This window comes from Paraburkholderia flagellata (assembly GCF_021390645.1).
GTDB lineage: Bacteria > Pseudomonadota > Gammaproteobacteria > Burkholderiales > Burkholderiaceae > Paraburkholderia > Paraburkholderia flagellata.
This window is the reverse complement of record NZ_JAJEJT010000003.1, coordinates 509,460-533,511: the sequence shown is the minus strand read 5'-3', so window position 1 is coordinate 533,511 and position 24,052 is coordinate 509,460. Positions and strand designations below refer to the sequence as shown.

Sequence of the window (24,052 nt, the reverse complement as noted above, 5' to 3'; positions counted from 1 at the left end):
GGCCGTTTCGTAAACTGGATTCAGAATTCTTTTTCATTCTCAGCTGCGCTGGTCTGAATTGTCAAGACAGCAGGAGAGCAGGCCTGGCAGCCCTCAATCCGCGCTTCGACATGGGTTTCGAAAGGCTTTCTCCGGACCCGGTTCATCATGGTTGTTGAGGCAACGTGTTGTGAGCGATTTCCAGCGGTTTTCCCCGTTATTGCGACGTTTTGCATCAGTGAAAACCCAGCCCGGTAAAACCCGAGTCCGTTGTAGATCAAGGCTCTGCCACGAGTCGGCAGAATTGCCGGGGTGTAGTTCGTTGACATCAAAATATATCCACAGTAATGTTCTTTCCACGCAAGAAACTGAATCCAGTTTATGTATTGTATGAACAATCGCAACGTGGCGGAAAACCCTGGAGGAGGCGTAAATCAATGCTCTTTCGCTCGCTGAAGCCGCTCCTGACCTGTGATGCGCCCCTTCATTTGATCTGGCTGGCGCTTGGGAGCGTACCGGTGATGGAGTTCGCCGCACGTGCGAAACCTGGCGCCCTCGTTCTCGATCTCCAGCACGGCTTGTGGGAACGCGGCACGCTTGAATCGGCAATTGGCGCTGTTGGTGCGCGGCTCCCGGTGATTGCCCGCTGCGCGGAGAATTCGAACAGCGCCATCGCGCAGGCGCTCGACGCAGGCGCCGCTTCAGTGCTGGTGCCGCTCGTTGAAACCGCGGACGACGCGCGCAGGGCCGTGCTCGCGGGCCGTTACCCGCCAATGGGAAGGCGTTCTGCCGGCGGCGTGCGGCCGTTGCTGGCGGGTCTCGAAGCGATGCGAGCCGCCGATCGCGAGGTGGCCATTGGACTGATGATCGAAACGGCCGAGGGAGTCGAAAACGTTGAAGACATCGCCGCAATTGAGGGCGTCGATTATCTGTTCATCGGTACTGGCGATCTTGCCTTTTCGCGCGGCACCAGCGATAGCCAGGTAATCAGCCGCGACTGCGAGCGCGTGCTGCGTGCCGCCACGGCAAATGGTTTGCCGTGCGGCATCTTCACTGGCAACGCACGTGCAGTACATCAGGCGGTCGAGAGCGGATACCGGATAGTCGTGTGCGCCAATGACATTGACGTGGTCAAGGAAGGTTTCCTTGCGACGCGAGAAGAAGCGTGCCGTTCGTTGCACGACCGAAGCCTTTCATTTTGATCAGACCTCAAATGGATGCGATGAATATCACGAGACGAACGATCGCAGAGATGCCGGATTCGCCCATCATCGACGTCTGGCGTTTGGGAATCGGCCGAGGTGACGTCATAGGTTTATGGGCGGGCGAGAGTGACCTGCCGACGCCGCAGGCGTTTTGTGACGCGGCCAGCCGCGCGCTGGCAGCCGGAAAGACCTTCTATTCGCCTAATCGCGGCATTCTTGAACTGCGAGACGCGATTCGCGCGTACTACAACCGGTTGTGCGGAATACACGTCGAAGACGAGCGAATCGCCGTCACGTGCGGCGGCATGAATGCAGTCATGCTTGTCGCGCAAGCGATCGTCGAGCCGGGCGACAACGTCGTGTGCGTGACGCCGTCGTGGCCCAATATTCTGCGCGCCGTCACGATTGCCGGCGGCGATGTTCGTAGCGTGCCGCTCGACTACAGCGATGATGGATGGCATCTAGACCTGCAGCGGCTGATCGACGCTTGCGACACACGCACGAAGGCAATCTACTACGCCTCACCGGGCAACCCGACGGGCTGGATGATGGAACGCGACCAGCAGCGGCAACTGCTCGAATTCGCGCGTTCGCGCGGTATCGCGATCCTTGCCGATGAGGTGTACCAGCGCATTGTCTATGACCGCCCTTATGCGCCGTCGCTGCTGGAAATTGCCTCGCCCGAAGACCCGGTTTTTGTGATCAACAGCTTTTCCAAAGCGTGGCTCATGACCGGCTGGCGCATGGGCTGGCTCGTGTACCCGCGCTCGATGCTCGATACCTTCGAGAAACTGGTCCAGTTCAACACTAGCGGCGGCCAGGCGTTTCTGCAGGCAGGGGCCGCAGCGGCACTCAACGAGGGCGAGGCAGTCGTCGAGGCGTTCGTCTCGCGCTGCCGCGGCGGCCGGCAGATCGCGCTCGATCGTCTGCACGCTTTCGAAGGTCTGCACGTGGTGCCCGCCAGTGCTTCGTTCTATCTCATGTTCAGTATCGATGGTGTCACCGACACGCTCGAGTTTTGTCGGCGCGCCGTGCACGAAGCCGGCGTAGGGCTTGCGCCGGGCATCGCGTTCGGGCGGGAGTCGGCGCACCAGATCCGCCTGTGCTACGCGCGCAGCGACGCCAGCCTGATCGAAGCCCTGGATCGACTCAGTCCACTGTTGCGTGACCGGCACTAGACCAGCCTGCGCCGCCGGAGCTTTGCCGTATTGACGTTCGGCGATCGCCGCCGGGCAGTTTTCCACCCAAAGAAGAGAGACAGCTCCAATCATGCAACGCAAACTCCACGCCGCGATAGCCACCCTTGGGATCGGATTGACGGGCACTGCCTTCGCGCAAAGCTCCGTTACGCTGTATGGCATCGTGGACCAGAGCATTCGCTTCACGAATAACTCGGATGCGGCAAACGACAACCAGGTGCAGTTGACCAACGGTGCGATCACCAATAGCCGCTGGGGTTTGAAGGGAGACGAAGATTTGGGTGGCGGGGTAAAGGCAGTGTTCCGCCTCGAAAGCGGCTTCGATCCGCAAACCGGCAAGCTCAATCAGGGGGGACGGCTCTTCGGCCGCTATGCATACGTAGGTTTGTCCAGCAATCTCGGCACCTTCACGCTCGGCCGCCAGGGAACGGAGGCATTCAACTTCTTCGGCGACTTCGATCCCTTGACTGTCGGTAACTACACCGCGAACTCATGGCCCTTCTTCATGACGGTCGGCCGTATCGACAGCGCCGCGACCTATGCGGGGCAGTTCGGCGGCCTGCATCTCGGCGCGACCTACGGGTTCGGCCAGCAACCCGGCAGCCTGAGCAAGAACTCGTCCTGGAGTGTGCGCGCGTCATACGACCTCGGTCCGGCGAGCTTTGGCGGTACATATCAGGAAACGCGCGACCTCAGCAACAACATCCAGCGCATGTGGGGTCTCGGCGCGAAGTATTCGGCCGGCCCGGCCACGTTGTTCGCCGGGTATCTGGGTGGGCAAGACGGCACTGGGACGGTCGACGAGTCGCTCAACGATCCGAGCCGCACAGTTGCAACCGGCTCGTTTTCCGCCAACCAGCGTCGCGACATGACGCTCTATACGGGCGCGACTTATCAGGCCACGCCGGCGCTGGCGCTCACGGGCGCGTTCTACTACGACGACATGCACAACCTCAACGGTTTCGCCGGCAACAACGGCGAGCGTTATACAGGCGTGCTGCTTGCCGAGTATTCGCTGTCGAAGGCCACGCAGGTCTACGGTACCGTCGACTACAACCACGTCTCGGGCGGTGCATATACCGAACTGCCGGGCAAGAACAACCAGACCGGCGTCGCTGTGGGCATGCGCCACATGTTCTGACGCGCAAACCCGGTCACACTGAAAGGAACCCAATATATGACTCATCTCGCCGATTCCGATCGCTCTGGGTGGCTGCTTTACCACTCGGTCGGTATGTTTCCGGGGCAGGAGGACGCCGTTCGCGCCGCGCTCGACACCTTTGCGTCCAGCTGGTGCCGCCCCGACCTCAAACGATGGGACTACGGTCTCGAAGCGCGCCGTCAGGTGCTCGATCAATGGGCCACGTTGGTCAACGCTCCGGCCCATGCCGTCTTCGCCTCTGAGAACGTCACGGATGCGTTCGCGCGTTTTGTCGGCGCGCTCGGTCGCGGGCGTCTGGCCGGCCGTCGCGTGCTGATCGCCGGGGATTGCTTCCCGAGCCTGCACTACATGTTGCGCGGGCTCGAACCCGTGCTCGGCTTCACGCTCGATACGGTGCCGCTCGCGCCGGGCGCCGCCTATGTGACCGACGACGAATTCATCGCCCATTGGCAGGAAGACGTGGCGCTGGCGATCGTCACCTGGGTTACGTCGACCTCTTCGAAGCGAGCGGATGTTGCGCGCCTCGCCAGGCACGGCCGCGCGCAAGGCAGCCTGATTGCGGTCGACATCACGCAGGGCGCAGGCATTCTCGATTTCGACGTCACGCAGCCAGCTGTCGATTTTGTCGCGACCACGACGCTCAAATGGTTGTGCGGCGCGCCGGGTACCGGGCTCGCGTATCTGGACCCGAAGCTGATCGACGGCGAGATGAAGCCGCTCGTCCAAGGCTGGTTCAGCCAGCCCGATCCCTTCAACTGGGACCTCTCGCGCTTTGCACTGGCCCCGGATGCGCGGCGTTTCGACGGCGGCACGCCATCGTTCTTGCCGTTCGTCGCGTCGAGCCCAGGACTCGCGTGGCGACTCTCGCCTGCGGCGGCCGGCATGCGTGAGCACAATCTCGCGCTGTCGCGCCAGTTGATTGCGCTCGCCGACGCAAAGGGATACCGCGTGCGATCGCCGCGCGAGGATGCGCAGCGCGGCGGCAGCGTGATGGCAGAACTGCCGGCATACGTCGATCCGCAAGAACTGGAGGTCACTCTGGCGAAGCAGGGCGTTCTCGTGGATACACGGGGCAGCACGGTGCGCATGTCGCCGGGCATGCTGACCAGTCATGACGTGCTCGACACCTTGTCTGCGTTGCTCCCGGAAGCCTGATCCGCTTCGGAAAAACAACTATCCAGGAAATGACGATATGGAAGAGACAAACATTACCGCGCGTGAAAAAGGCTTGCACAAGGCCTTGACGCAGCGGCAGATCGCGATGATCGGCATTGGTGGCGCAATTGGCACGGGCTTGTTCATGGGGAGTGGCATTGCGATCGGCTACGCCGGCCCCGGCGTGCTGATCAGCTACGCGATCGCAGCGCTGATCGCCGTGATCATGGTGTTCAGCCTGGCAGAGATGGCAGTCGCGCATCCGACCGCAGGTTCGTTCGGCACTTACGCCGAGATGTACCTGAGCCGCTGGGCCGGCTTCGTCGTGCGTTACACGTACTGGATCATCGAGGTGGTTGCGGTCGGCGGTGAAGCGATTGCCGTTGGCGTTTATATGGGCTTCTGGTTCCCGGGCATTCCTGTGTGGCTGTGGTCCATTGCGTTCGGCATTGCACTCGTCTACATCAACTGCCGGTCGGTGACCAACTTCGGTTCGTTCGAGTACTGGTTCGCGTTGATCAAGGTGGTGGCGATCCTCGGCTTCATCGTGGTCGGCCTCGCGCACGTATTCGGCCTCGGAACGGGGACGCCGGGCGTTGGCCTGCACAACCTCACCGGCTTGCCCGGCGGGTTCATGCCGCACGGCTTCAGCGGCGTGTGGATGGGCGTGCTGATGGCGATCTTCTCGTTCTATGGCGTGGAAATCGTGGCCGTGACCTCCGGCGAAGCAAAAGATCCGTCGCGTGCCATTCCGAACGCACTCCGCTCGATGGTTCTGCGCCTCACGCTTTTCTATATTCTCGCGCTCGGCATCATGGTCGCGTACCTCCCGTGGACCGAAGCCGGTGCGAAGGTGGTGCAGCAAAGCCCCTTCGTGAAGCTCTTCGCGCACGCAGGCATTGCGCACGCCGCGGGGCTGATGAACTTCGTGGTGATCACGGCTGCGCTCTCGAGCATGAACACCAACATCTACCTCTCCTCGCGCACGTTGTTCTCGCTCGCGCGCGGCGGCTATGCACCGCGCTGGCTCGGTTCGCTGACCGAGAATGGCACGCCGCTCGTTGCCACGCTGATCTCGGGCGCAGGCATTCTGGCGGCAGCAGGCGTGTCGTTCTTCAGCCCGCTCGCTTACAACTACCTGTTCGGTATTGCCTTGTTCGGCGGCATCTTCGTGTGGATCGTGATCCTGGTTACGCATCTGCGCTTCCGTCGCGCATGGCAAGGCCGCAAGCTGCCGGTGCGCATGCCGCTGTTCCCGATCGCGCAAATCACGGGGATCGCGTTGCTGAGTGCGATTCTGGTGACGATGGGTCTGGATACCGAATTCTGGAATATCTCCTGGATCGTCGGGGTGCCGTGGCTGGTCGCCGTTTCCATCGTGTACTTCGTCTACCGCAAGCGGTTGGCGCAGTCCGTGGTCGGCAACGCCGCCAGTGCCTGATCATCTGGACCGCTGGGTCGTGCAACGAGCGCGGCCCACGGGAAGGGCACGCGATCGGGCGCTTCCCGTGTAGCGCGTATTCGAGCGCATGGCTTCCTGCGGCCATGCCAGACCGGATCACCAACAAGGAACACCATGGCCGAGCGGTCATTCGTAGAGGAAGTGAAGAAGCTGCGCCTTCAGGCTGGCGAGGTATTCAGCGGCGAGGGGATTCTCGCCGTGACCAAGGCGCTGCTCGAGTCCGGCGTGGCGTATGTCGCCGGCTATCAGGGCGCGCCGATATCGCATTTGATGGATGTGCTGGCCGACGCTCAGGATATCCTGAGCGATCACGGTATCCGCTTCGAAAACAGCGCGAGCGAAGCGACAGCCGCCGCGTCCCTGGCTGCTTCGGTGAACTATCCGCTGCGCGGCGCGGTTACGTTCAAGGCGACGGTCGGCACGAATGTCGCGTCGGACGCGCTTGCGAACCTCGCATCGGGCGGCGTGAAGGGCGGCGCGCTCATCATCGTCGGCGAAGATTACGGCGAAGGCTCGTCGATCATGCAGGAGCGCAGCCACGCATTTGCGATGAAGTCGCAGATCTGGCTGCTGGATCCGCGCCCGAACCTGCCATGCATCGTTCAGGCCGTGAAAGACGGCTTCGACTTGTCCGAAGCGAGCAACACGCCCGTCATGCTGCAACTGCGGATCCGTGCGTGTCACGTGCATGGGCAGTTCGTCGCCTCGGATAATCGGGTCTCGACTTTCTCGATCAAGGACGCACTCGAAAGGCCTGAGCGCGATGTCAACCGCATCGTGCTGCCGCCCGCAAGCTTTCTGCATGAGCAGGAAAAGATCAGGCATCGCTGGCCGGCAGCCGTGAAGTTCATCGAAGAACGGCAGCTCAACGAGTTTTTCTCTGCTGACGATGCCGACATCGGGATCGCCGTGCAGGGCGGCAGCTACAACACGGTGCTGCGCGCGCTGGAACGTCTGGATCTCGCAGACGTATATGGCGAATCGAAGGTCCCGCTTTATGTCATGAACGTCGCCTATCCGCTCATCGACTCCGAGTGGCAGCGGTTTTGCGCGGGCAAGCGCGCTGTGCTCGTGATCGAAGAAGGGCAGCCGAACTTTGTCGAGCAAAACGCCGGCGCGATTCTTCGCCAGACGGATTGCGCTGTGATGCTGCATGGCAAGGACATGTTGCCGCTTGCCGGCGAGTACAACACGGCCACCGTGTTGAAAGGACTACGTACGTTTTTCGAGCGCTATGGCGTGCTTGCACCCGAGCCGCGCAAGGTGATTCCGCTCGTGGCGGCAGCGGTTGATTCCGCGCCTGGTACGGATGGGGCAGCTCCCGCCGCCGACCAGGTTTCCCCGCTCGACGAGAATGTGCATGCCCGGCCTCCCGGGTTCTGTACAGGTTGCCCGGAGCGGCCGATTTTCACGGCGATGAAGCTGGTCGAGCGCGAACTCGGGCCGCACCATGTGAGTGCCGATATCGGCTGCCATCTGTTTTCCATCCTGCCACCGTTCAATCTTGGCAGCACGACTATGGGCTACGGTCTCGGCGGCGCCAGCGCTTCGGCACTGAACGCGCCTGCGGCCAAGCGAGCGATCTCGGTGATGGGCGATGGTGGGTTCTGGCACAACGGTTTGACGAGCGGGATCGCAAACTCCGTCTTCAACAAGAGCGACAATCTGACCGTTATTGTCGACAACAGCTATACGTCCGCAACGGGCGGCCAGGACATTCTCTCGTCGACGGCTCTCAATCCGACGCGCAGCACGGGTCACGAGATCGAGCGTGCCGTGCGAGGCGTCGGGGTGAAGTGGGTGCGTACGATTCGTCGTACGTACGATCTGAAGTCGATGATGGCGAGCTTGAGAGAGGCATTGACCACGGGCGAGAAAGGCCCGAAGGTGCTCATCGCGCAAAGCGAGTGCATGCTTAACAAGCAGCGCCGTGAAAAACCGAAGGCGCGCGCAGCCATAGCCGCTGGCGAGCGCGTGGTGCGTGAGCGTTTTGGCGTCGACTCCGATACCTGCACGGGCGACCACTCGTGTATCCGGCTTTCGGGTTGTCCATCGCTGTCGGTTAAGCCGAATCCCGATCCGCTGCGCACCGATCCTGTGGCGACGGTGCTCGATAGCTGTGTGGGCTGCGGGCTGTGCGGGGAAGTGTCCCATGCAGCCGTGCTGTGCCCGTCGTTCTATCGCGCGCAGATCGTCAGCAACCCGACCCGCATGGACCGGTTGCGCCAGCGTATGCGCGAACGCTTGATCGGCTGGCTGCAGCGACGCGACGCCGCGCGTCGTGCGCGCTTTACCTTTTGATGAGTAAGAGTTAAATCATGAAAGCCCAACCGATCAAGATCGCCATTCTTGCCATGGGCGGCGAGGGCGGTGGCGTGCTCGCCGACTGGATCGTCGATCTCGGCGAGCACAACGGCTACTACGCGCAGACCACCTCTGTGCCGGGGGTGGCGCAACGCACCGGCGCTACCATCTATTACGTCGAACTGTTTCCGCGGGAAACCGCGCAGCGCGCCGGCCGCACGCCGGTGCTTGCGCTGATGCCACTGCCGGGCGACGTCGACGTCGTTCTCGCCTCCGAACTGATGGAAGCCGGACGCGCGGTGCAGCGAGGTCTCGTGACGCCCGAGCGCACTACGCTCGTGGCTTCCACGCACCGCGTCTATTCGATTGCTGAGAAGACAGCAATGGGCGACGGCCTGGTGAATAACGATGCGTTGATCGCGCATGCCAGCAAGGCGGCGAAGCGCTTCGTTCGCTTCGATATGGCTCGCGCGGCTGAAGCCTCCGGCAGTGTGATCAGCGCGGTGCTGTTCGGCGCACTGGCAGGCACGGGCGTGCTGCCGTTCAGCCGTGAGCAGTTCGAGGCGACCATCGTGCGTGGCGGCGTTGGCGTGAAGCCAAGCCTGAGCGCGTTCGGCGTTGCGTTCATGAAGGCCAACGATAGCGGACGCCCTGCAAGCGATACCGAAGAATCCGCGGCAGCCGACGTCGAAGCGAAACCGCGCAACGCAGAGGTGGCGGCGCTCATCGAACGCGTTCGTACCCAGTTCCCCGCCGGGGTGCAACAACTCGCGATCGAGGGCGTACGCCGGTTGATCGATTACCAGGATCCCGACTACGCAGGACTCTTTCTCGATCGCCTCGCCGAGATGCAGCGCGCTCTCAAGCAGCAGGACGTCACACTCGTGCGCGAGACGGCGCGCCATCTGGCGCTGTGGATGTCGTATGAAGACACGATTCGCGTGGCCGACCTCAAGACGCGTGGCTCACGCTTCGAGCGGGTACGCAGTGAAGTGCGCGCGCAAGCGGATCAACTCATGGCAATCAATGAGTTCATGCATCCGCGTCTCGAGGAAATCTGCGAGACGCTGCCTGCCTCGATCGGTCGCTGGCTGATGCGCCCGCACTGGGTGCATCGCTTCGTGCGCCGTGTCACGCGCTCGGGCCGGATCGTGACCACCAGTTCGCTGCGCGGATACCTGATGCTTTACGCGGTATCGCACATGCGCCGCTGGCGACGCGCCACACTGCGCTACCAGATGGAAGACGCTCGCATCGAACACTGGCTCGGGCAGGTGCGCGACACGGCACAGCGCAACCCGGCGCTCGCTGTCGAGGTGGCGCAGTGTCAGCGGCTCGTCAAGGGCTACGGCGACACGCACGCACGCGGCCTCGCCAACTATGAAAAGGTCATGGCCGCCGTGGTCCGTGCCGGCGCGTTGCTGGCGCCCGCCACGTTGCGTGAACTGCGCGAGGCAGCACTAGCTGACGAGCACGGGAAAAAGCTTCAGGCGGCGCTCGCGCGGCTCGCCTTGGTCTGAGCGAGGCGCAGACATTTCAGTCCAGCGAAACACCATTCAGGCATGCAATATGAGCAACGTTCCATTCAGACGTCGGCACAAGATTCACTTTTCCGAGTGCGATCCTGCAGGCATCGTCTTCTACCCGCAATACTTCGTGCTTTTCAACGACCTGATCGAAACATGGATCGACGAGTTGTTACCGTTGGGGTATCACGGTGTGGTCGGCCAGCGCAGGATCGGCTTGCCGACCGTGCATCTGGAAGTCGATTACAAGGCGGTCAGCCGCATGGGCGATCAGGTGTGGCTCTCGCTCGAAGTGGTGCGGATCGGGGAGCGTTCGCTTACGCTTGCGTGGCAGTGCGCCGGTGTAGACGGCGACGTCCGGATGGCGGCGACCCAGGTCATCGTGACGACTTCGCTCGACACGCATCAGTCGGTTGATATTCCGGAGGACCTGCGTGCAGCGATCGAATGCGAAGGATCCAGCGCAATTGTGCCTGTTTGACGCTTGCGGTGCAGAGAATACTGGGCAGCGCTTGATGGATCAGCCTGGCGCTCACACTTCCGTACGATGCAAGTCGATCAAAAGCCGCAGGGTTGCTCTCAGGTCCTCGGCTCTCTGCTTGCCGAGAGGCGCGAGCACATGCTCCTCATGTGCCTTGGCCTGTTCGATCAAGGCCGAGACGAGATGCTGCCCTTGCGGCGTGATGCGAACGAGCGTTACGCGCCGGTCGGTCTCGTGCGGCAGGCGCTCGACGTAGTCCTGCGCCTCCAGGCGGTCCAGCAGCCGCGTGACAGTGGGTTGTTTGGTGACCGAGACCTGCGCAAGGCGGCCGATGCTGATGGGCTTGCCGTCGGAAAGGGTGGACAGAACCCGCCAGTCGGAAATCTCGAACCCGTTGGCCTGCACAATGGCGTGAAATTCGCCGGATATGAGTTGACTAACCTGCGCGAGAAGCGCTGGCGTGTAGTCCTCAACAAAAGCTCGTGGCTGGGACTCGGTCGAACGTTTCGTATGCACAGCTGAAGTGGCCTGAGATGAAGAAGGAACGGCAACCATAGCACGGAAAGTAACCTATACGAATGCCAACACGGATCGCGGATGACAAGCGTTAACAAATGCGCACTACCCGATGCGACCCAGTCGGGTGAGCTACCATTCTGCATCGGATTCAGCGCCCTGGAAAATGTGCTGAATGCCAGCGAATAAGTCCTTTAGACTTAGCACTACGATATTTTTGTTAGCTGCATCAGCAACACGCAAACTCCGGCGGCTTTGCCGAAGCCAACGACGGTTGTCCACAATTCACGGAGACGACAGGTAATATGACGACGATTCTCAATCAACTCACCCGCGAACTTACCCTCGGCGGGATTCGTACGGTCGATCTGACGCATACGCTTTCGCCCGATTTCCCTGCCTTACAGTTGCCGCCTGAATTTGGGCAAGTATGGTCGTTCAAAATGGAACAGATCAGTCGGTACGACGAGAAGGGCCCAGGCTGGTACTGGAACAACTTCTCTTGCGGCGAACATACCGGAACGCACTTTGATGCTCCGGTTCATTGGGTTACCGGCAAGGATCACGCAGACAATTCGGTCGATACGATTGACGTGAAGAATTTCATTGCGCCGGCAGTCGTGATTGACGCCAGCACGGAAGTGGCGGCTAACCCCGACTGGCTGCTCACGAAGGCGTTCATGGAACGCTGGGAGTCGCAGCACGGCAAGATACCTGCGTCTGCATGGGTGTTGTTCCGCACCGACTGGTCCAAACGCACGGATCCTGCCGAGTTCGTGAACTTCCGGGAGGATGGCGCGCATACACCGGGGCCGACGCAAGAGGCGGTGGAGTGGCTAATTCACGAGCGGAACGTGCACGGCTTTGGCGTTGAAACAATCAACACGGACGCTGGCCAGTCTTATGCCTGGCCGGTTCCATACCCATGCCATACGCTGATGCACGGCGCCAATCGTTACGGGCTGCAGTGCCTGAAAAATCTCGACGAATTGCCGCCAACCGGCGCGATGATTCTGGCCGCACCTTTGAAGATACAAGGCGGATCCGGGAGTCCCCTTCGCGTAATTGCGCTGGCACCTGGCCGTTGAACGCCACGGGGAAGAATTTGTGTGGTTTGCGACGCCGTCGGGGCACGATGGCGTCGCATCACGAAGGACGGGTGTTGCGGGCGACGATCCTTGGCGGCTATCTCGCGGAGCCTCTGTTTGTTCCCGCTACTGCTGACCAGGCGAATTCGCTCGCCGTTCCGCCACGATTCGTCCCGCTTCCTGCGCGTTGGCGGGGTAGTGCTCGAAATTGATGGGCGGTTTAAATCCTGCGGCGCGCCAGGCGATAAGGTCAGACCGGACGTCGGCGCGAGCCAGGGGTGCCGGCTGAGATTGCGACAGTGGGGATGTTTGTGCATTCGCGGAAAAAGCGCCCGCCGTGCCAAGCAGTACACCCAGCATCCACCGGGTTTCGATCTTCATGACGTGTCCTCCGAAAAGGGGTGGCACAGTCACATTCTAGTCGGTACGCAGCGACTGGCCAGGGGTATTGCGCCGGGCGTTTCACCTGACGGCGAGCCTCATCATGCTGCTGCGTCGCTCATTTCTGAGCTCGAGGTGGACGGCTGTGCCAGTTCTCGAGCTAATTGGCTGGCAGCGATCGCTGTCGCCCGACGAGTGCCACACGAAGAAGGTGATCGCGCGGGGTGTCGAAGGTCTGTCCGGGCAAGAACGCAAGGAGTGAGCGTCATGCCGCAGTCGTGACGTCGTTCATTTCTCAGGCAAACATGTCACTTACCTGGAACTCAGTGCACCGGCAGTTGGCACTACATCAAGCGCGGATAAAATATCAGCCAGACGATTCGGAAAATACCGTGAATCCGGAATTCAGATTTCCAATGTACCTGAAATCGAATGACTCACGCGTTATCAGAATATCGCGTGAATGGGCGGCGAGGATGGGATATTCCGACTTCTGATTGCAGTATTTGACCTATATCGCGAGCCTCGTGTTCCCATGGGCCGTGAGGCACGTGCAATACACCCTGGATATTTTTCTACTCCCGCCTAGAATTGGGGGGAAGGTCACGTTAAGGGGTGTGAAATGAAGACGTTAATTTGCATGGCACTTGGACTGTTGATCGGGGTGACTTTGATTGCCTCCTCCGATGCTCAGACGACTTTAACTTCTTCGGTTTCGTCAGTATCAAAAACGCGCGCCGACGTAAAGGCTGAGTTAGCGACATGGCGTGCCGCAGGACTGCAACCTGCTGGCCTGAACAACAACTACCCGGATGATGTGCTCCAGGCTGCGGCAATTGTGGAGCAACGCCGTGCTCGCCCGCCGGCTGATTCGCAGTAGATGCGCCCCGCGCTGGTACCGTCACCTCCAGTCGGGCAGCAGGGCGTCAAACGTCTGATCAACTGAAGGCGTGCCGCTTAGGGCTTGCGGCTTGTTCGCCTGGAAGTCTCAATCCTCGCTCTCGGACAGCGCAAAATAATGCTGCTCGGCCGCGAGCAATATCTTCTGCAAGCTTGCGCGGATCTGTTTGCGATCACGGGTGAGAAATCCATCCAGAAGAGTCCTGAGGCCTTCGACAAAGATCTCTCGCGCGTCGTTGTCTTGCAGGGTCGCCAGACGGATCCGCTGCGGATGCTCGGCAAACTGGATGATTGCCGTCCTTAGCCGCTCATTCTCAACCGCGCCCAGCCAGATGTCCCGGAATTCAGCGCTGGCTTCCACCATTGCCCCCGCGTCGCGAGTTTCACAGGCGCGGACAGCCTTCTTGTAGATGCGAGAAAGCGCGGCGAGCTGGTCTTCCGACAACGCTGTGGCCGTGCTGGCAGCTGCAGCTGGCTCCAGGAGGCGGCGCACCTCGTAAATTTCGCGGACGTCCTTGTCGGACAGTCGCGGAATCACGAAACCACGTGTTGTGCCTACCAGCTGACCATCCTTGACGAGACGCAGAAGAGCCTCGCGGACGGGCATTCGCGTGCAACCGAATTCGTCTGCGATCTGATAGTCGAGCAGACGCTCATTCGGGGCCACTTCCCCGCGTCTCAACCTCTCACGCACCTTCTCGTAGATCGTGTCGACGAGAGTGACCTGTTTGAGCACTCTGCGTCGAGGTGCATTCGTTTCCTGCTGACTGCCGTCCGCCATCAACGTTCACTCCGATTAACCGCTTTCTGATTTCAATAAATACGCAGACATTGTATATGTATTCTGCAGTTGTCCGCCGGGACACCGTGGTGAGCAGTCTGCGGTGGGCGTCCGTTGCGGGAGGAACAGGTCGCCGTCCGGAACCGCCAGTACAGGCGGTTACACGTCCGCTGGTTGAAACGGCTGCTGTCCGGCTGAGACAAGGTCTCGCCGGGATAGCGTCAAGGTCCCGATCGTGACCAGAATCGCTATCAGAACGTACCAGCACGGCGCCATCTCGGCCTTGGAGACGTGGACGACCGCTGAGATGATCATCGGGGACAGGCCACCAAAAATCGTCACGGCGAGGTTGTAGCCGACTGAGATGCCGAGTGTTCGATTGCGGGTGGGAAAGAGGTCCGCCATCAGGCTCGCAAGGCCACCTGCGCTTACCGCCATCAGGACCGCGATGGTCATCTGGCACGCGATAAGCGCGCCGAGGCTGCGATAAGTAACCAGCAGGCTGAAAAGCGGGACGATCACCAGCGCGGCGGGCACCATGCCGAGGTATATGACGCGACGGGCACCGATCCGGTCAGAGAGCGCTCCAGAGAGTGGCGTAACGACAAGGGTGCACAACCCAATCAAGGTCGCTGAAGCGAAGGCAACTGCGGAGGGCATGTTGAGCTGCTTGATGGCAAACGTGGGCAGAAAGAGAACCATCACGTAGCTGGATGCAGTCATGCCAATCATGAGACCGGAGCACGTGAGTATTCCGTGCAACAGGCTTGACTTACCTGCAACGTGAATTTCGCGCTTCGCTGCAACTTCCCGCACGAATTCCTCTGTCTCGCTGATGGACAGTCGCATCCACAGGCCGACGGGCCCGATCAAAAGGCCGAAGAAGAAGGGAATCCGCCATGCCCATATCTGGATGTCCGCCGGACTAAAACGCGCCGTGATAAGCCAGATTGCGCTGGCAGACATCGCCTGCGAAATACCCTGGCTTGCGAACTGCCACGACCCAAAGAAGCCGCGTCTCTGAGGATTCTGCTCGGCGAGAAAAGTTGTTGCACTCCCGAACTCGCCACCCGCCGAAAAGCCTTGAATAAGCCGAGCAATGAAGATGAGAATGGGTGCTACCAGCCCGATAGACTGATACGACGGCGTTGCCGCGATAATCAAGGTACCGAGCAGCATCAGCGCGACGGTCAATGTCATCGCGGGTTTGCGCCCGGCGCGATCGGCAAGCCGCCCGATAACGATCGCACCGACTGGACGCATGAAGAACGGTACGCCAAAGCTGGCGAGCGTCAACATCAGCGAGGTAAACTCGTTCCCGATGGGAAAGAACACTTTCGCGATTGTGGCGGCGAAGAAACCGTATGTGGCGAAGTCAAACCATTCCAGTGCGTTGCCGATCGAGGCAACGAATATGCCGCGCGTAGCGCCTTGCGTAGCCAGTCTTGGGGAATTGCTCATGGTTGCGAGTGGTCACGGTGCAAAAAAGTGGTGAGCGCAACTGAATGAACCGGTCACGCCGATCCGGTTGCAGTCACTCCCGGCGCGATACGTCAGGCGCACACCAACTGTGCGCGAACTTTTCAGGGGCTTCGCGCATCGGGTTTTCCTGATCGGGAAGGACACCAATGAAATGGTAGGGCAGCCAGCCGCTGTTGTCCGTTTGGGTAGTAGAGCTCATCAGAAGGAGGCAACCTGAAAACTCGATGTACAAATCGGCGTGCGAGGCTTGAATCCTCGTCGGCGGGACCAAAGAACCCCGCCTCGCACTTTTTGCCATCCCCGGATTGTCAGAACATTTTCCGGATGCCGGTCAGCACGATCGTCTGGTTATTCGAGGTCGACGCTCCCTGAATGCCGTTGATGAATGCATGTGAATGGCCGGCGGCCTTCTGGTACGTCACGCTCGCGTAAAGGTCCGTCGTTTTCGAAAGGTAATAATCCGCGACTCCGGCTAGCTGGTTGTAGTGCGTATTGGCGCCTGCCGCGACAGTGCTGCGCTGGTTCGTGTATATGTACCCGGCGGTCAGAGAGGTCGCTGGTGTGGGCTTATAGTTGAGCCCCACATCAACGTTCGAGAAGGTCAGTGATCCGCCCGTCAGCGCGTCGAATTTCGAGTGTGTGTACATCGCTGTGGCAACAAACGACCCGACGGTGTACGCGGCGCCACCGCCATATACCTCCTGTCTCTGGACTCCACCGGCCGCGATCGTCGGAAGGGCTCCGTAATAGCTATCCGACGCTGCGGTCCCAGCCGTGCCGGAGCCCGGATGGTTCATGTAGATGTAGCCAGCATCGAGTTGCAACGGCCCACGGGTGTAATCCGCGCCCACACTCCACATGCGATTGTTGGCAAATTGCCCCGGGGCGTTAGAAAACCCGTACAAGGCCTCGGCCGAAAGTCCCGCAATTTTCGGCGAAAGATACTTGACGGAATTGTTCGCACGAAACGTGTTGTTCAGGCCGTCGTTGTCGTACGGGCGAAGGGTGTACCCGGTCATGAATCGCGCGCCCATCACGTAGGGCATGAAATCCTGAAATGGGGTGTACTGGCGACCAGCTGTCAGGGTGCCCCACTGGTCGTTTGCGAGGCCAACGTATGCATTGCGGCCGAACATTCGGCCACCCTGGCCGAGCGCGCCATTTGTGACGCTGAAGCCGTTCTCGAGTTTGAAAACTGCGTGGTTTCCGCCTCCGAGATCCTCCTTGCCAAGCAGACCCCACCTGTCAGAAGACATCCCGCCAGGCAGCAACTGAACGGCGCTGTGACCCCCAATGTTACTTGTGTAAGCAACGGCTGCGTCCACGATGCCATACAGCGTCACACTGCTTTGGGCGTGTGCGCCGCTGGTGAACAAGGTGGTCAGAATCGTCCCCGCGATTACCTTTTTCTGCATGTCAAATCGTCTCCTGAGCACTGAACTGCAACCCGGCGTTTCTGCGCGAATCTGGAGCGACCCCGGAGACTGTCTCGTGCGCGGCTTGTGCACAAAAAGCTCCAACCATGGCAAGACTTGGATTGCCAAACCATTGGTACTTTCCGGAATTGCCCTGCAGTACGTCATCGATCGGCCAGATTGATGCTTTTTTCGAACAGCGTTTATATCCACGACTTCATACAACTGAATACACTTTATAGACCTTCTTGGCGCAGAGTCAATCTCTTGACCGTTGGGGTTAACGCCCAGCGAAACAGCGAATTTTGGCCGTAAAGTCCGCGAATAAGAGGGTTTAGACGGTGCCTGTCCAAGAGTCTCTCGTATACCCTGTAATTGGATAGCTTGATAGTTGACATATCAAACTGTATTCTGCTTTCAAATATCGCAAACCACAGAAAATGGTGCGCGAGCGGCGACGCATGAGATGCAAGATCAACCGGAGGTTCTAGCGTGGTAGTTCAAAACTTTTCCAGATCGTATGTAGAGGCTCGTGCCAAATTTCTTGATGCTGCGCGTGCGCGCGGAATGCGCATCGTTTCCGCGCGGTTGCCGGACCGCCTCGGCCCCGAGGGCGAAGCGCTGACGATGGACACGGCGATCTACGCACCAAAAGGCGCGGAGTCAATGTTTGTCGTAACGTCCGGTGTGCACGGCCCGGAGGGGTTCTGTGGATCGGGGTGCCAGGTCGGGATGTTGAACGATGACGAGCTCTTCGGAGTTCTCGCGGAAAAGAAATGCGCTCTGCTTCTTGTTCATGCCGTCAACCCATTTGGCTTTGCGCATCTGCGGCGGGTCAACGAAGATAATGTCGATCTGAACCGAAATGCAGTAGATCATGCGGCGGCGAGGGAATTAAACCCGGCCTACGAGGAGGTCGAACGGCTTCTGTTGCCACACTCGTGGCCGCCCACACCGGAGGCAGAGGAGGCCTTGGAGGCATACGCTTCGAAGCACGGAGAAAGGGCCGTTCGGGCGATCGCAGCGGCGGGTCAGTATCGTGTTGCCGACGGCATGTTTTTCGGCGGAAATTCGGTATCCTGGAGCACGCGGGAACTTCGCTCGATTTTTCTGGAGCACGCCTCGGCCTACAGGCGCGTTGCCCTGGTAGATATCCACACAGGGCTGGGTCCGTTCGGGCACGCGGAAAAGATCTTCCTTAGCAAGTCGAAAGATGAATTGCAGCGTGCCCACAGCTGGTGGGGCGCGGACGTCAGGTGGATGTACGAACCGGGATGCGTGTCGACAGAAACAAGCGGTTCCGCTTTGTTTTCGGTGTACGACCTGCCGTCTCACGTGGAGAAGACCACACTGGGCATCGAATATGGCACCTACGAAGAGGGTCGTGTGTTCTCAGCTCTTCGAGGCGACCATTGGCTTCACAAGCACCCGGAGTGCGGGGCAGAACAGAATGCTCAAATCAAGCAGGCCATGAAGGATGCATTTTATCCGGACACTGATGAGTGGAAGGGCGCCGTCTACGGACAGATACGTGTAATTGCCTTGCAGGCTGTCTCCGGTCTTACACGGCAATAACGGCCGCCACTGGACCGGTAAGACGCGAAGGTCGACGAGCCCATTGTACGTATCAGTTCCCGAATCGCTGAGGCACGTCTCATCCCTCCCGACTTGCACGAGAGGCTTGTGCCGCTAAACCACGCGGTTCCGCTGCGGTCGAGTCGCCGAGGCCAGGTTCCACACAACGTCGCGTACTTCATCGTCGTATTTGGAAAACTATAGGTATCGGCGCAAGCAATCGTCAGTCGGAGCATTGATCCAAAAGACGCTGCAGTCGTTTCGTCGAAAGCAGCGAAATCGCGCGACTGAATACTTTCAGAGCAGAGACAGGCTATGACACAAAATGACAACCACCGCGGTAAGCAGGCTAGTGTCGTGCGCAGCATATTCCTTGCATCGATTGGCAATGCACTGGAGTGGTTCGACTTCGCTACCTACGGCTTTTTTGCATTGACCATTGCAAAAGTATTTTTTCCGACGGGGAACGGTTTCTCTTCGCTGATGCTCGCTCTCGCGAGCTTTGGTGTGCCATTCTTCATTCGGCCGGTCGGGGCGATCGTGATCGGGAGATATGCCGACCGGGCCGGGCGAAAGCCGGCGATGACGTTGACGATCAGCATGATGCTCGTCGGCACGCTGATCATCGCAGTGACGCCGTCGTACAATTCAATCGGCTTGCTGGCTCCAATTCTTGTCGTCGCCGCCCGATTTATTCAAGGATTTTCAGCTGGAGGCGAATTCGGTAGTTCAATAACGTTTCTGGTGGAACAAGACCCATCGCGCCGCGGCTATTTCGGTGCCTGGCAATTCGCTGGTCAGGGATTCTCGGCGACTTGTTCTGCCGCTGCAGTTTGGCTCATCAGCGTTGCCTTCACCCCGGATCAGATTCAGGCGTGGGCGTGGCGGATTCCGTTCTTTCTTGGGCTGCTGATCGGTCCGATCGGTCTGTGGATGCGGGCGTCGATATCCGAGACCGAGGAATTTACGCGCTCGGTCGCAATGAAAACAGAGGTCGCACCGCTCACGTCCAACGCCGGGGGGGTGATCAGCGGCGCCCTGATTTGCGCCGGTCTTGTCGCCGCAGGGTCGGCCTCTGCTTACATCATGATGCTGTACATGCCAACCTTTGCGATTAAGCAATTTGGTATGCCAGCCAGCATGGCATATGTCGTAGCGGCGATCGTGGGTGTGGCAAACCTGGTGGTCATTCCTGTGGCAGGTGCGCTGTCGGATCGCATCGGTTCACGCCGCGTGATGAACTTCGGACTTGTACTTGCCGCAGCGGCAATCGTTCCGGCATTTAACTTCCTCGTCACGCAGCGTACAGTCGGCGCATTGCTGGTTTGCCAGGCTGTCATGGCAGTGGCGGTGGCGATTTACATGGGTGGATTGCCGCGACTGATGTCGGAGACCTTTCCGCCGCAGCAGCGAAGCTTCGGAATCTCGCTGGGATACAACCTCGCAGCCACCCTGTTTGGCGGTTTTTCGCCGGTGATCGTCGCGACACTCGTTCACACGCTGAAAGCGGAGATGGCGCCATGCTGGTACGTGTTGGCTGCAATCGCAGTCACGATAGCGGCGGTTGCCATGGCCGGGCGGCGCACGGAAACCGCCCAGGAACGGACGTTGCAACACGCAGACCTCTAGTTCAATCGACACTGGTATCAAGAACTGATCGTTGCGTTCGGTGCCAGGCGCGACGCAAGACTATTGCAAACACGGTTATTGCTGCGGTGTCCTCATTCGGAACCTTAACTGCTTGACAGCACGACTAACTTTTGCGTTGCCTAATGTTGGCGCTACGAAAAAAATCATGGATACAAGCAACGTAACTCGCCATTTTTCCGGAACCTATGGCGAGGCACGCCGTAAATTTCTGAAAGCGGCAGATCAGCAGAACGCTCATCTGGAAACCTTCGTGCTTCCAGACTATAAGGGAGCGGTCGGCGAAGAACTCGCAATCGATGTCGCTTACTTCGGTCGAATGGATGCGAGTCGCATCCTGATCGTGAGTTCAGGCACGCACGGTCCGGAGGGTTTTTGCGGCTCCGGATGCCAGATGGCGGCTTTGCATGACGCGGATTTGATGGCACGCGTAGCGCGCTCCGATATCGGCTTGCTGATGATTCATGCAATCAACCCTTACGGTTTCTCCCATCTGCAGCGGACCAATCAGGACAATGTTGACCTGAACCGGAATCACATCAACTTCGATGCGGCGTTGCCGCAGAACGCGAAGTACGTGCAATTGGACGCGCTCGTGTTCCCGGACACCTGGCCGCCCAGCCGTGAGGCTCAACTGGCGCTTGATTCGCGCGTCGCCGAACTTGGCCAGGCAGTAGCGACACAAGCGCTGGTGACAGGCCAATACAGTGTGCCAAACGGACTCCTGTATGGAGGACAGACACCGACCTGGAACAACACGACTGTACGAAGGATTTTGCGCAAATTTACAGCCGACGCGTCGCACATCGGCTGGATCGACATACACACCGGTCTCGGGCCATTCGGACACGGTGACAAGCTGTACGGTGGACGCAGGCGACCGGATGACCTGAAACTGGCTCGGGCCTGGTGGGGGGCATTGGTATTTTCGCCATTTGAGAATCAGGAAGACACGGCCGAGGTGTCCGGGCTGGTCGTGACGAGCATTTACGATGAATGTCCGGGCGCGGTGGCCGCGCTCATCGGGCTTGAATTTGGCACGTGGCCGGAAGCGGAAGTCATGTTCCGCCTACGCGCGTCGCAGTGGCTGCTGAGGCACCCTGAGTCCGATGAGAGTCAGAGACAGTTCATTCGTCAACAACTCAAGGATGCATTCTATTGCGATAACGACGTCTGGAAAGGGATGGTCTGGGGCCAGACGCGTGCAGCAATGCTGCAGGCGCTTTCGGGTCTGGCCGACGAATAGCTGATTGCAACCAGAGGTAGAACACATGATTGACCTGCGTAGTGATACCGTGACTCGTCCGGGTACGGGTATGCTCGCCGCCATGGCAGCCGCACAAGTTGGCGACGATGTCTGGGGCGACGACCCAACCGTGCTGCGTCTGCAGGCGAGCGTCGCCGAGCGCGCGGGCAAGGAGGCGGGACTATTCCTCCCGAGCGGCACGCAGAGCAACCTTGCCGCGCTGATGGCGTATTGCGGGCGCGGCGATGAGTACATCGTTGGCCAGACGGCGCACGCGTACAGGGACGAGGGTGGGGGGGCGGCCGTGCTGGGGAGCATCCAGCCGCAGCCAATCGAAAATGCAGTGGATGGCTCCCTGCCTCTCGACAAGATCGCCGCCGCCATCAAGCCGGTCGACATCCATTACGCGCGCACGCGGCTGCTCGCGCTGGAAAACACGACCGGCGGCAAGGTACTGCCTGCCGGTTATGTCGCCGAAGCCACGCAACTCGCGCGTGAACGCGGGCTGTCGACGCATCTCGACGGGGCACGTGTATGTAATGCGGCCGTCGCCTCGAAACAAACTCTCGAGGCGTTGTGTGCGCCGTTTGACTCGGTGTCGATGTGCTTTTCAAAGGGACTCGGCGCCCCTGTGGGGTCGGTGCTGGTCGGCAGCAAGGCGGTGATCGAGGCGGCGCGACGCTGGCGCAAGGTGTTGGGCGGCGGAATGCGGCAGTCGGGCGTACTGGCGGCAGCATGTCTCTACGCGCTCGATCATAACTTCGAACGCCTTGCCGAAGATCACGGCAATGCGACGCATCTCGCTGCGGGGCTCGCGCAAATCGATCAGGTGAAGGTCCTGTCGCAGGCCACCAATATGGTGTTCGCGCAGTTCCCGCAACAGCATTGTGCGCCGCTCGAAGCGTGGCTGCAGGAACGTGGCATCCTCACACAAGTGTTGTATGGGTCCCGTTTCGTCACGCACCTGGATGTTTCACGCGCTGACATTGACACGTTCGTTAGCGCCGTAAAGCAATATTTCACGCGCTGATTCTGATCTGCTCTACTGAGCTTCATTTTAAATACCCGCGGAGTCGATGAGCGAACATCGACGTAGCCACTTTTCCGGAGCGTTGTCATGTACGAGCCTAACGATTCTTCCATCCGGCAGCCAATTACCGGTATTCGCAGCTGCCAGGTGCTTATGGCATGCGACGAACTGAGCCCAACGCTTGAGTTTCTTACAAGGACACTCGGGCTTCGGATTGACGCTATTTTTCCCGCCGACAACCCGTCGACGGCGATGCTCTCCGGACATGGTTTGTCCCTTCGACTTGGCGTAGGCCTCTCCAACGGCGTCAAGGAGTTGCGTTTGCTGTGCGACGATCCTTATCAGCTTTCGTCCGGTGCGCGAGAACTTGTTGCACCGAACGGGGTGAGTATTCGCCTGGAGGCGGCCGATCCGCCTGTCCGTCAGCCAGAGACGCGTCAGGCGCTCGCGCTATCGCATCTGGACGAAGATACGCACTGGAATGTCGGTCGGGCGGGACTTCGCTATCGCGATCTTCTCCCGGAGAGGCACGGTGGTGCATTTATCGCATCGCACATTCGCATTCTCGATGGGGGACCCGTACCCGATTACACGCACTTTCACAAGGTCCGATTCCAGACGATTTTTTGCAGAAAGGGCTGGGTGCGCGTTGTCTACGAGGGGCAGGGCGAGCCATTTGAAATGCATGCCGGAGACTGCGTACTTCAACCGCCGACAATTCGACATCGCGTACTTGCTAGCTCGGCGGGAGCGGAAGTGGTCGAACTCAGCAGTCCGGCTGAGCACATCACCGTCGTCGACCACGAAATGGTGCTGCCGACACCCGCCTCACATCCGGCCCGGGATTTTGATGGCCAGCGTTTCGTGCGTCACGTGGCAAAGTCAGCGAAGTGGGGACCGTGGCGCATTGCCGGCTTTGAGGCGTCAGATACCCAGATTGGTCACGCGACCCAAGGCGTCGCTGGAGTTCGCGTTGTACGGCCAGTCGGAGAGGCGAGTTGTCGGGCACAGGCGCACAACACCGAACTGTGCTTCTTCTTTGTGCTGTCGGGTAGTCTCGATGTCGTCGTGGAGGGCGACCGTTATACGCTCGCCCCGGATGCAAGCATAACTATCCCCGGAAACACGCGGTATGCATTTGAGCGCTATTCAGAGGATCTCCAGTTGCTCGAAATTACGTTGCCGGAAAAGTTCCTGATCGGTGATTGAGATCTAGCGGACGGGGGCGGTGCGGGTGTTCACGCGTGCTGCCACCTTCGCGAATGCGTGCCAGATTTCTATCCTCATCGATAGTCGGGATCCCATAGACGATCAAGCATCAAAACGGCTTTGTCACGTTAATGCAAAGCGCCACTGAGGCTAGGGCGGTCAGGAGTATTCGCGCAGCGATGTTAATCGGGGGACGCGTAAAAGGACGCGGGCTCGCCAGAGCCCGTCTGCGGATCAAGACGTTCACGGTAGATTCCCTCGGCGGATTCGCCGTTCAATGTATTCACAACATTGGGGAGAAACGACCAC

General features: G+C 59.7%; 21 protein-coding genes. 15 read left to right on the top strand and 6 right to left on the bottom strand.

The window, feature by feature from the left end:
- Positions 1–20: 20 nt before the first annotated feature.
- A complete protein-coding gene (locus L0U83_RS26020; protein ID WP_233887040.1) occupies positions 21–308 on the bottom strand; it encodes a hypothetical protein in 288 nt (95 codons plus the stop codon).
- Positions 309–326: 18 nt separating this feature from the next.
- Here L0U83_RS26020 and L0U83_RS26015 point away from each other — a divergent pair, with 18 nt between their 5' ends.
- The 8 genes from L0U83_RS26015 (at position 327) to L0U83_RS25980 (ending at position 10,473) form a co-directional block, all read left to right on the top strand.
- On the top strand, positions 327–1,181 hold the full coding sequence (locus L0U83_RS26015; RefSeq protein ID WP_233887039.1) for an HpcH/HpaI aldolase family protein: 855 nt from the start codon (positions 327–329) through the stop codon (positions 1,179–1,181).
- An 11-nt stretch (positions 1,182–1,192) separates the two neighbouring features.
- On the top strand, positions 1,193–2,362 hold the full coding sequence (locus L0U83_RS26010) for a pyridoxal phosphate-dependent aminotransferase (protein WP_308445076.1): 1,170 nt from the start codon (positions 1,193–1,195) through the stop codon (positions 2,360–2,362).
- A 91-nt stretch (positions 2,363–2,453) separates the two neighbouring features.
- Complete coding sequence (locus L0U83_RS26005) at positions 2,454–3,524, top strand: porin (RefSeq protein WP_233887037.1); 1,071 nt, start codon at positions 2,454–2,456, stop codon at positions 3,522–3,524.
- Positions 3,525–3,560: 36 nt separating this feature from the next.
- Complete coding sequence (locus L0U83_RS26000) at positions 3,561–4,700, top strand: aminotransferase class V-fold PLP-dependent enzyme (protein WP_233887036.1); 1,140 nt, start codon at positions 3,561–3,563, stop codon at positions 4,698–4,700.
- Positions 4,701–4,737: 37 nt separating this feature from the next.
- Positions 4,738–6,141: an amino acid permease gene (locus L0U83_RS25995; RefSeq protein WP_233887035.1), complete on the top strand. Its 1,404-nt coding sequence runs from the start codon at positions 4,738–4,740 to the stop codon at positions 6,139–6,141.
- Positions 6,142–6,276: 135 nt separating this feature from the next.
- Positions 6,277–8,463, top strand: a complete 2,187-nt coding sequence (locus L0U83_RS25990; RefSeq protein ID WP_233887034.1) for a thiamine pyrophosphate-dependent enzyme — start codon at positions 6,277–6,279, stop codon at positions 8,461–8,463.
- A 17-nt stretch (positions 8,464–8,480) separates the two neighbouring features.
- Positions 8,481–9,986, top strand: coding sequence for an indolepyruvate oxidoreductase subunit beta family protein (locus L0U83_RS25985; RefSeq protein ID WP_233887033.1), 1,506 nt, complete (start codon positions 8,481–8,483; stop codon positions 9,984–9,986).
- Positions 9,987–10,035: 49 nt separating this feature from the next.
- Positions 10,036–10,473 carry an acyl-CoA thioesterase gene (locus L0U83_RS25980; protein WP_233887032.1) on the top strand — a complete coding sequence of 146 codons (438 nt, stop codon included), beginning with the start codon at positions 10,036–10,038 and terminating at the stop codon, positions 10,471–10,473.
- Positions 10,474–10,524: 51 nt separating this feature from the next.
- Here L0U83_RS25980 and L0U83_RS25975 read toward each other — a convergent pair whose 3' ends face one another.
- Positions 10,525–10,989 carry a MarR family winged helix-turn-helix transcriptional regulator gene (locus L0U83_RS25975; protein ID WP_233887031.1) on the bottom strand — a complete coding sequence of 155 codons (465 nt, stop codon included), beginning with the start codon at positions 10,987–10,989 and terminating at the stop codon, positions 10,525–10,527.
- A gap of 305 nt (positions 10,990–11,294) precedes the next feature.
- On the opposite strand from L0U83_RS25975, the gene L0U83_RS25970 reads away from it, so the two are divergent.
- Positions 11,295–12,077, top strand: a complete 783-nt coding sequence (locus L0U83_RS25970) for a cyclase family protein (RefSeq protein WP_233887030.1) — start codon at positions 11,295–11,297, stop codon at positions 12,075–12,077.
- 126 nt (positions 12,078–12,203) lie between these two features.
- Here L0U83_RS25970 and L0U83_RS25965 read toward each other — a convergent pair whose 3' ends face one another.
- Positions 12,204–12,458 carry a DUF4148 domain-containing protein gene (locus tag L0U83_RS25965; RefSeq protein ID WP_233887029.1) on the bottom strand — a complete coding sequence of 85 codons (255 nt, stop codon included), beginning with the start codon at positions 12,456–12,458 and terminating at the stop codon, positions 12,204–12,206.
- Positions 12,459–13,080: 622 nt separating this feature from the next.
- Between L0U83_RS25965 and L0U83_RS25960 the strand changes: the two genes are divergently transcribed.
- The gene (locus L0U83_RS25960) at positions 13,081–13,338 is read left to right on the top strand and encodes a DUF4148 domain-containing protein (protein WP_233887028.1); all 258 of its coding nucleotides are present in this window, start codon (positions 13,081–13,083) and stop codon (positions 13,336–13,338) included.
- Between the two features lie 108 nt (positions 13,339–13,446).
- Here the strand turns inward: L0U83_RS25960 and L0U83_RS25955 are convergent, their stop codons facing one another.
- The 3 genes from L0U83_RS25955 to L0U83_RS25945 all read right to left on the bottom strand — a co-directional run bounded on the left by L0U83_RS25955 (position 13,447) and on the right by L0U83_RS25945 (position 17,036).
- Positions 13,447–14,139: a GntR family transcriptional regulator gene (locus L0U83_RS25955; RefSeq protein ID WP_233887027.1), complete on the bottom strand. Its 693-nt coding sequence runs from the start codon at positions 14,137–14,139 to the stop codon at positions 13,447–13,449.
- 159 nt (positions 14,140–14,298) lie between these two features.
- Positions 14,299–15,600, bottom strand: coding sequence for an MFS transporter (locus L0U83_RS25950; protein ID WP_233887026.1), 1,302 nt, complete (start codon positions 15,598–15,600; stop codon positions 14,299–14,301).
- Between the two features lie 329 nt (positions 15,601–15,929).
- Entirely contained in the window at positions 15,930–17,036 is a 1,107-nt protein-coding gene (locus tag L0U83_RS25945; RefSeq protein WP_233887025.1) for a porin, read from the bottom strand.
- 492 nt (positions 17,037–17,528) lie between these two features.
- Between L0U83_RS25945 and L0U83_RS25940 the strand changes: the two genes are divergently transcribed.
- From L0U83_RS25940 to L0U83_RS25920, 5 genes are all read left to right on the top strand, one after another.
- Positions 17,529–18,611, top strand: a complete 1,083-nt coding sequence (locus L0U83_RS25940) for a M14 family metallopeptidase (RefSeq protein ID WP_308445075.1) — start codon at positions 17,529–17,531, stop codon at positions 18,609–18,611.
- A gap of 315 nt (positions 18,612–18,926) precedes the next feature.
- Complete coding sequence (locus L0U83_RS25935; protein ID WP_233887023.1) at positions 18,927–20,240, top strand: MFS transporter; 1,314 nt, start codon at positions 18,927–18,929, stop codon at positions 20,238–20,240.
- 166 nt (positions 20,241–20,406) lie between these two features.
- Positions 20,407–21,504 carry a M14 family metallopeptidase gene (locus L0U83_RS25930; RefSeq protein ID WP_233887022.1) on the top strand — a complete coding sequence of 366 codons (1,098 nt, stop codon included), beginning with the start codon at positions 20,407–20,409 and terminating at the stop codon, positions 21,502–21,504.
- Positions 21,505–21,529: 25 nt separating this feature from the next.
- Entirely contained in the window at positions 21,530–22,534 is a 1,005-nt protein-coding gene (ltaE, locus tag L0U83_RS25925; RefSeq protein WP_233887021.1) for a low-specificity L-threonine aldolase, read from the top strand.
- An 87-nt stretch (positions 22,535–22,621) separates the two neighbouring features.
- On the top strand, positions 22,622–23,743 hold the full coding sequence (locus tag L0U83_RS25920; RefSeq protein ID WP_233887020.1) for a cupin domain-containing protein: 1,122 nt from the start codon (positions 22,622–22,624) through the stop codon (positions 23,741–23,743).
- Positions 23,744–24,052 lie beyond the last annotated feature (309 nt).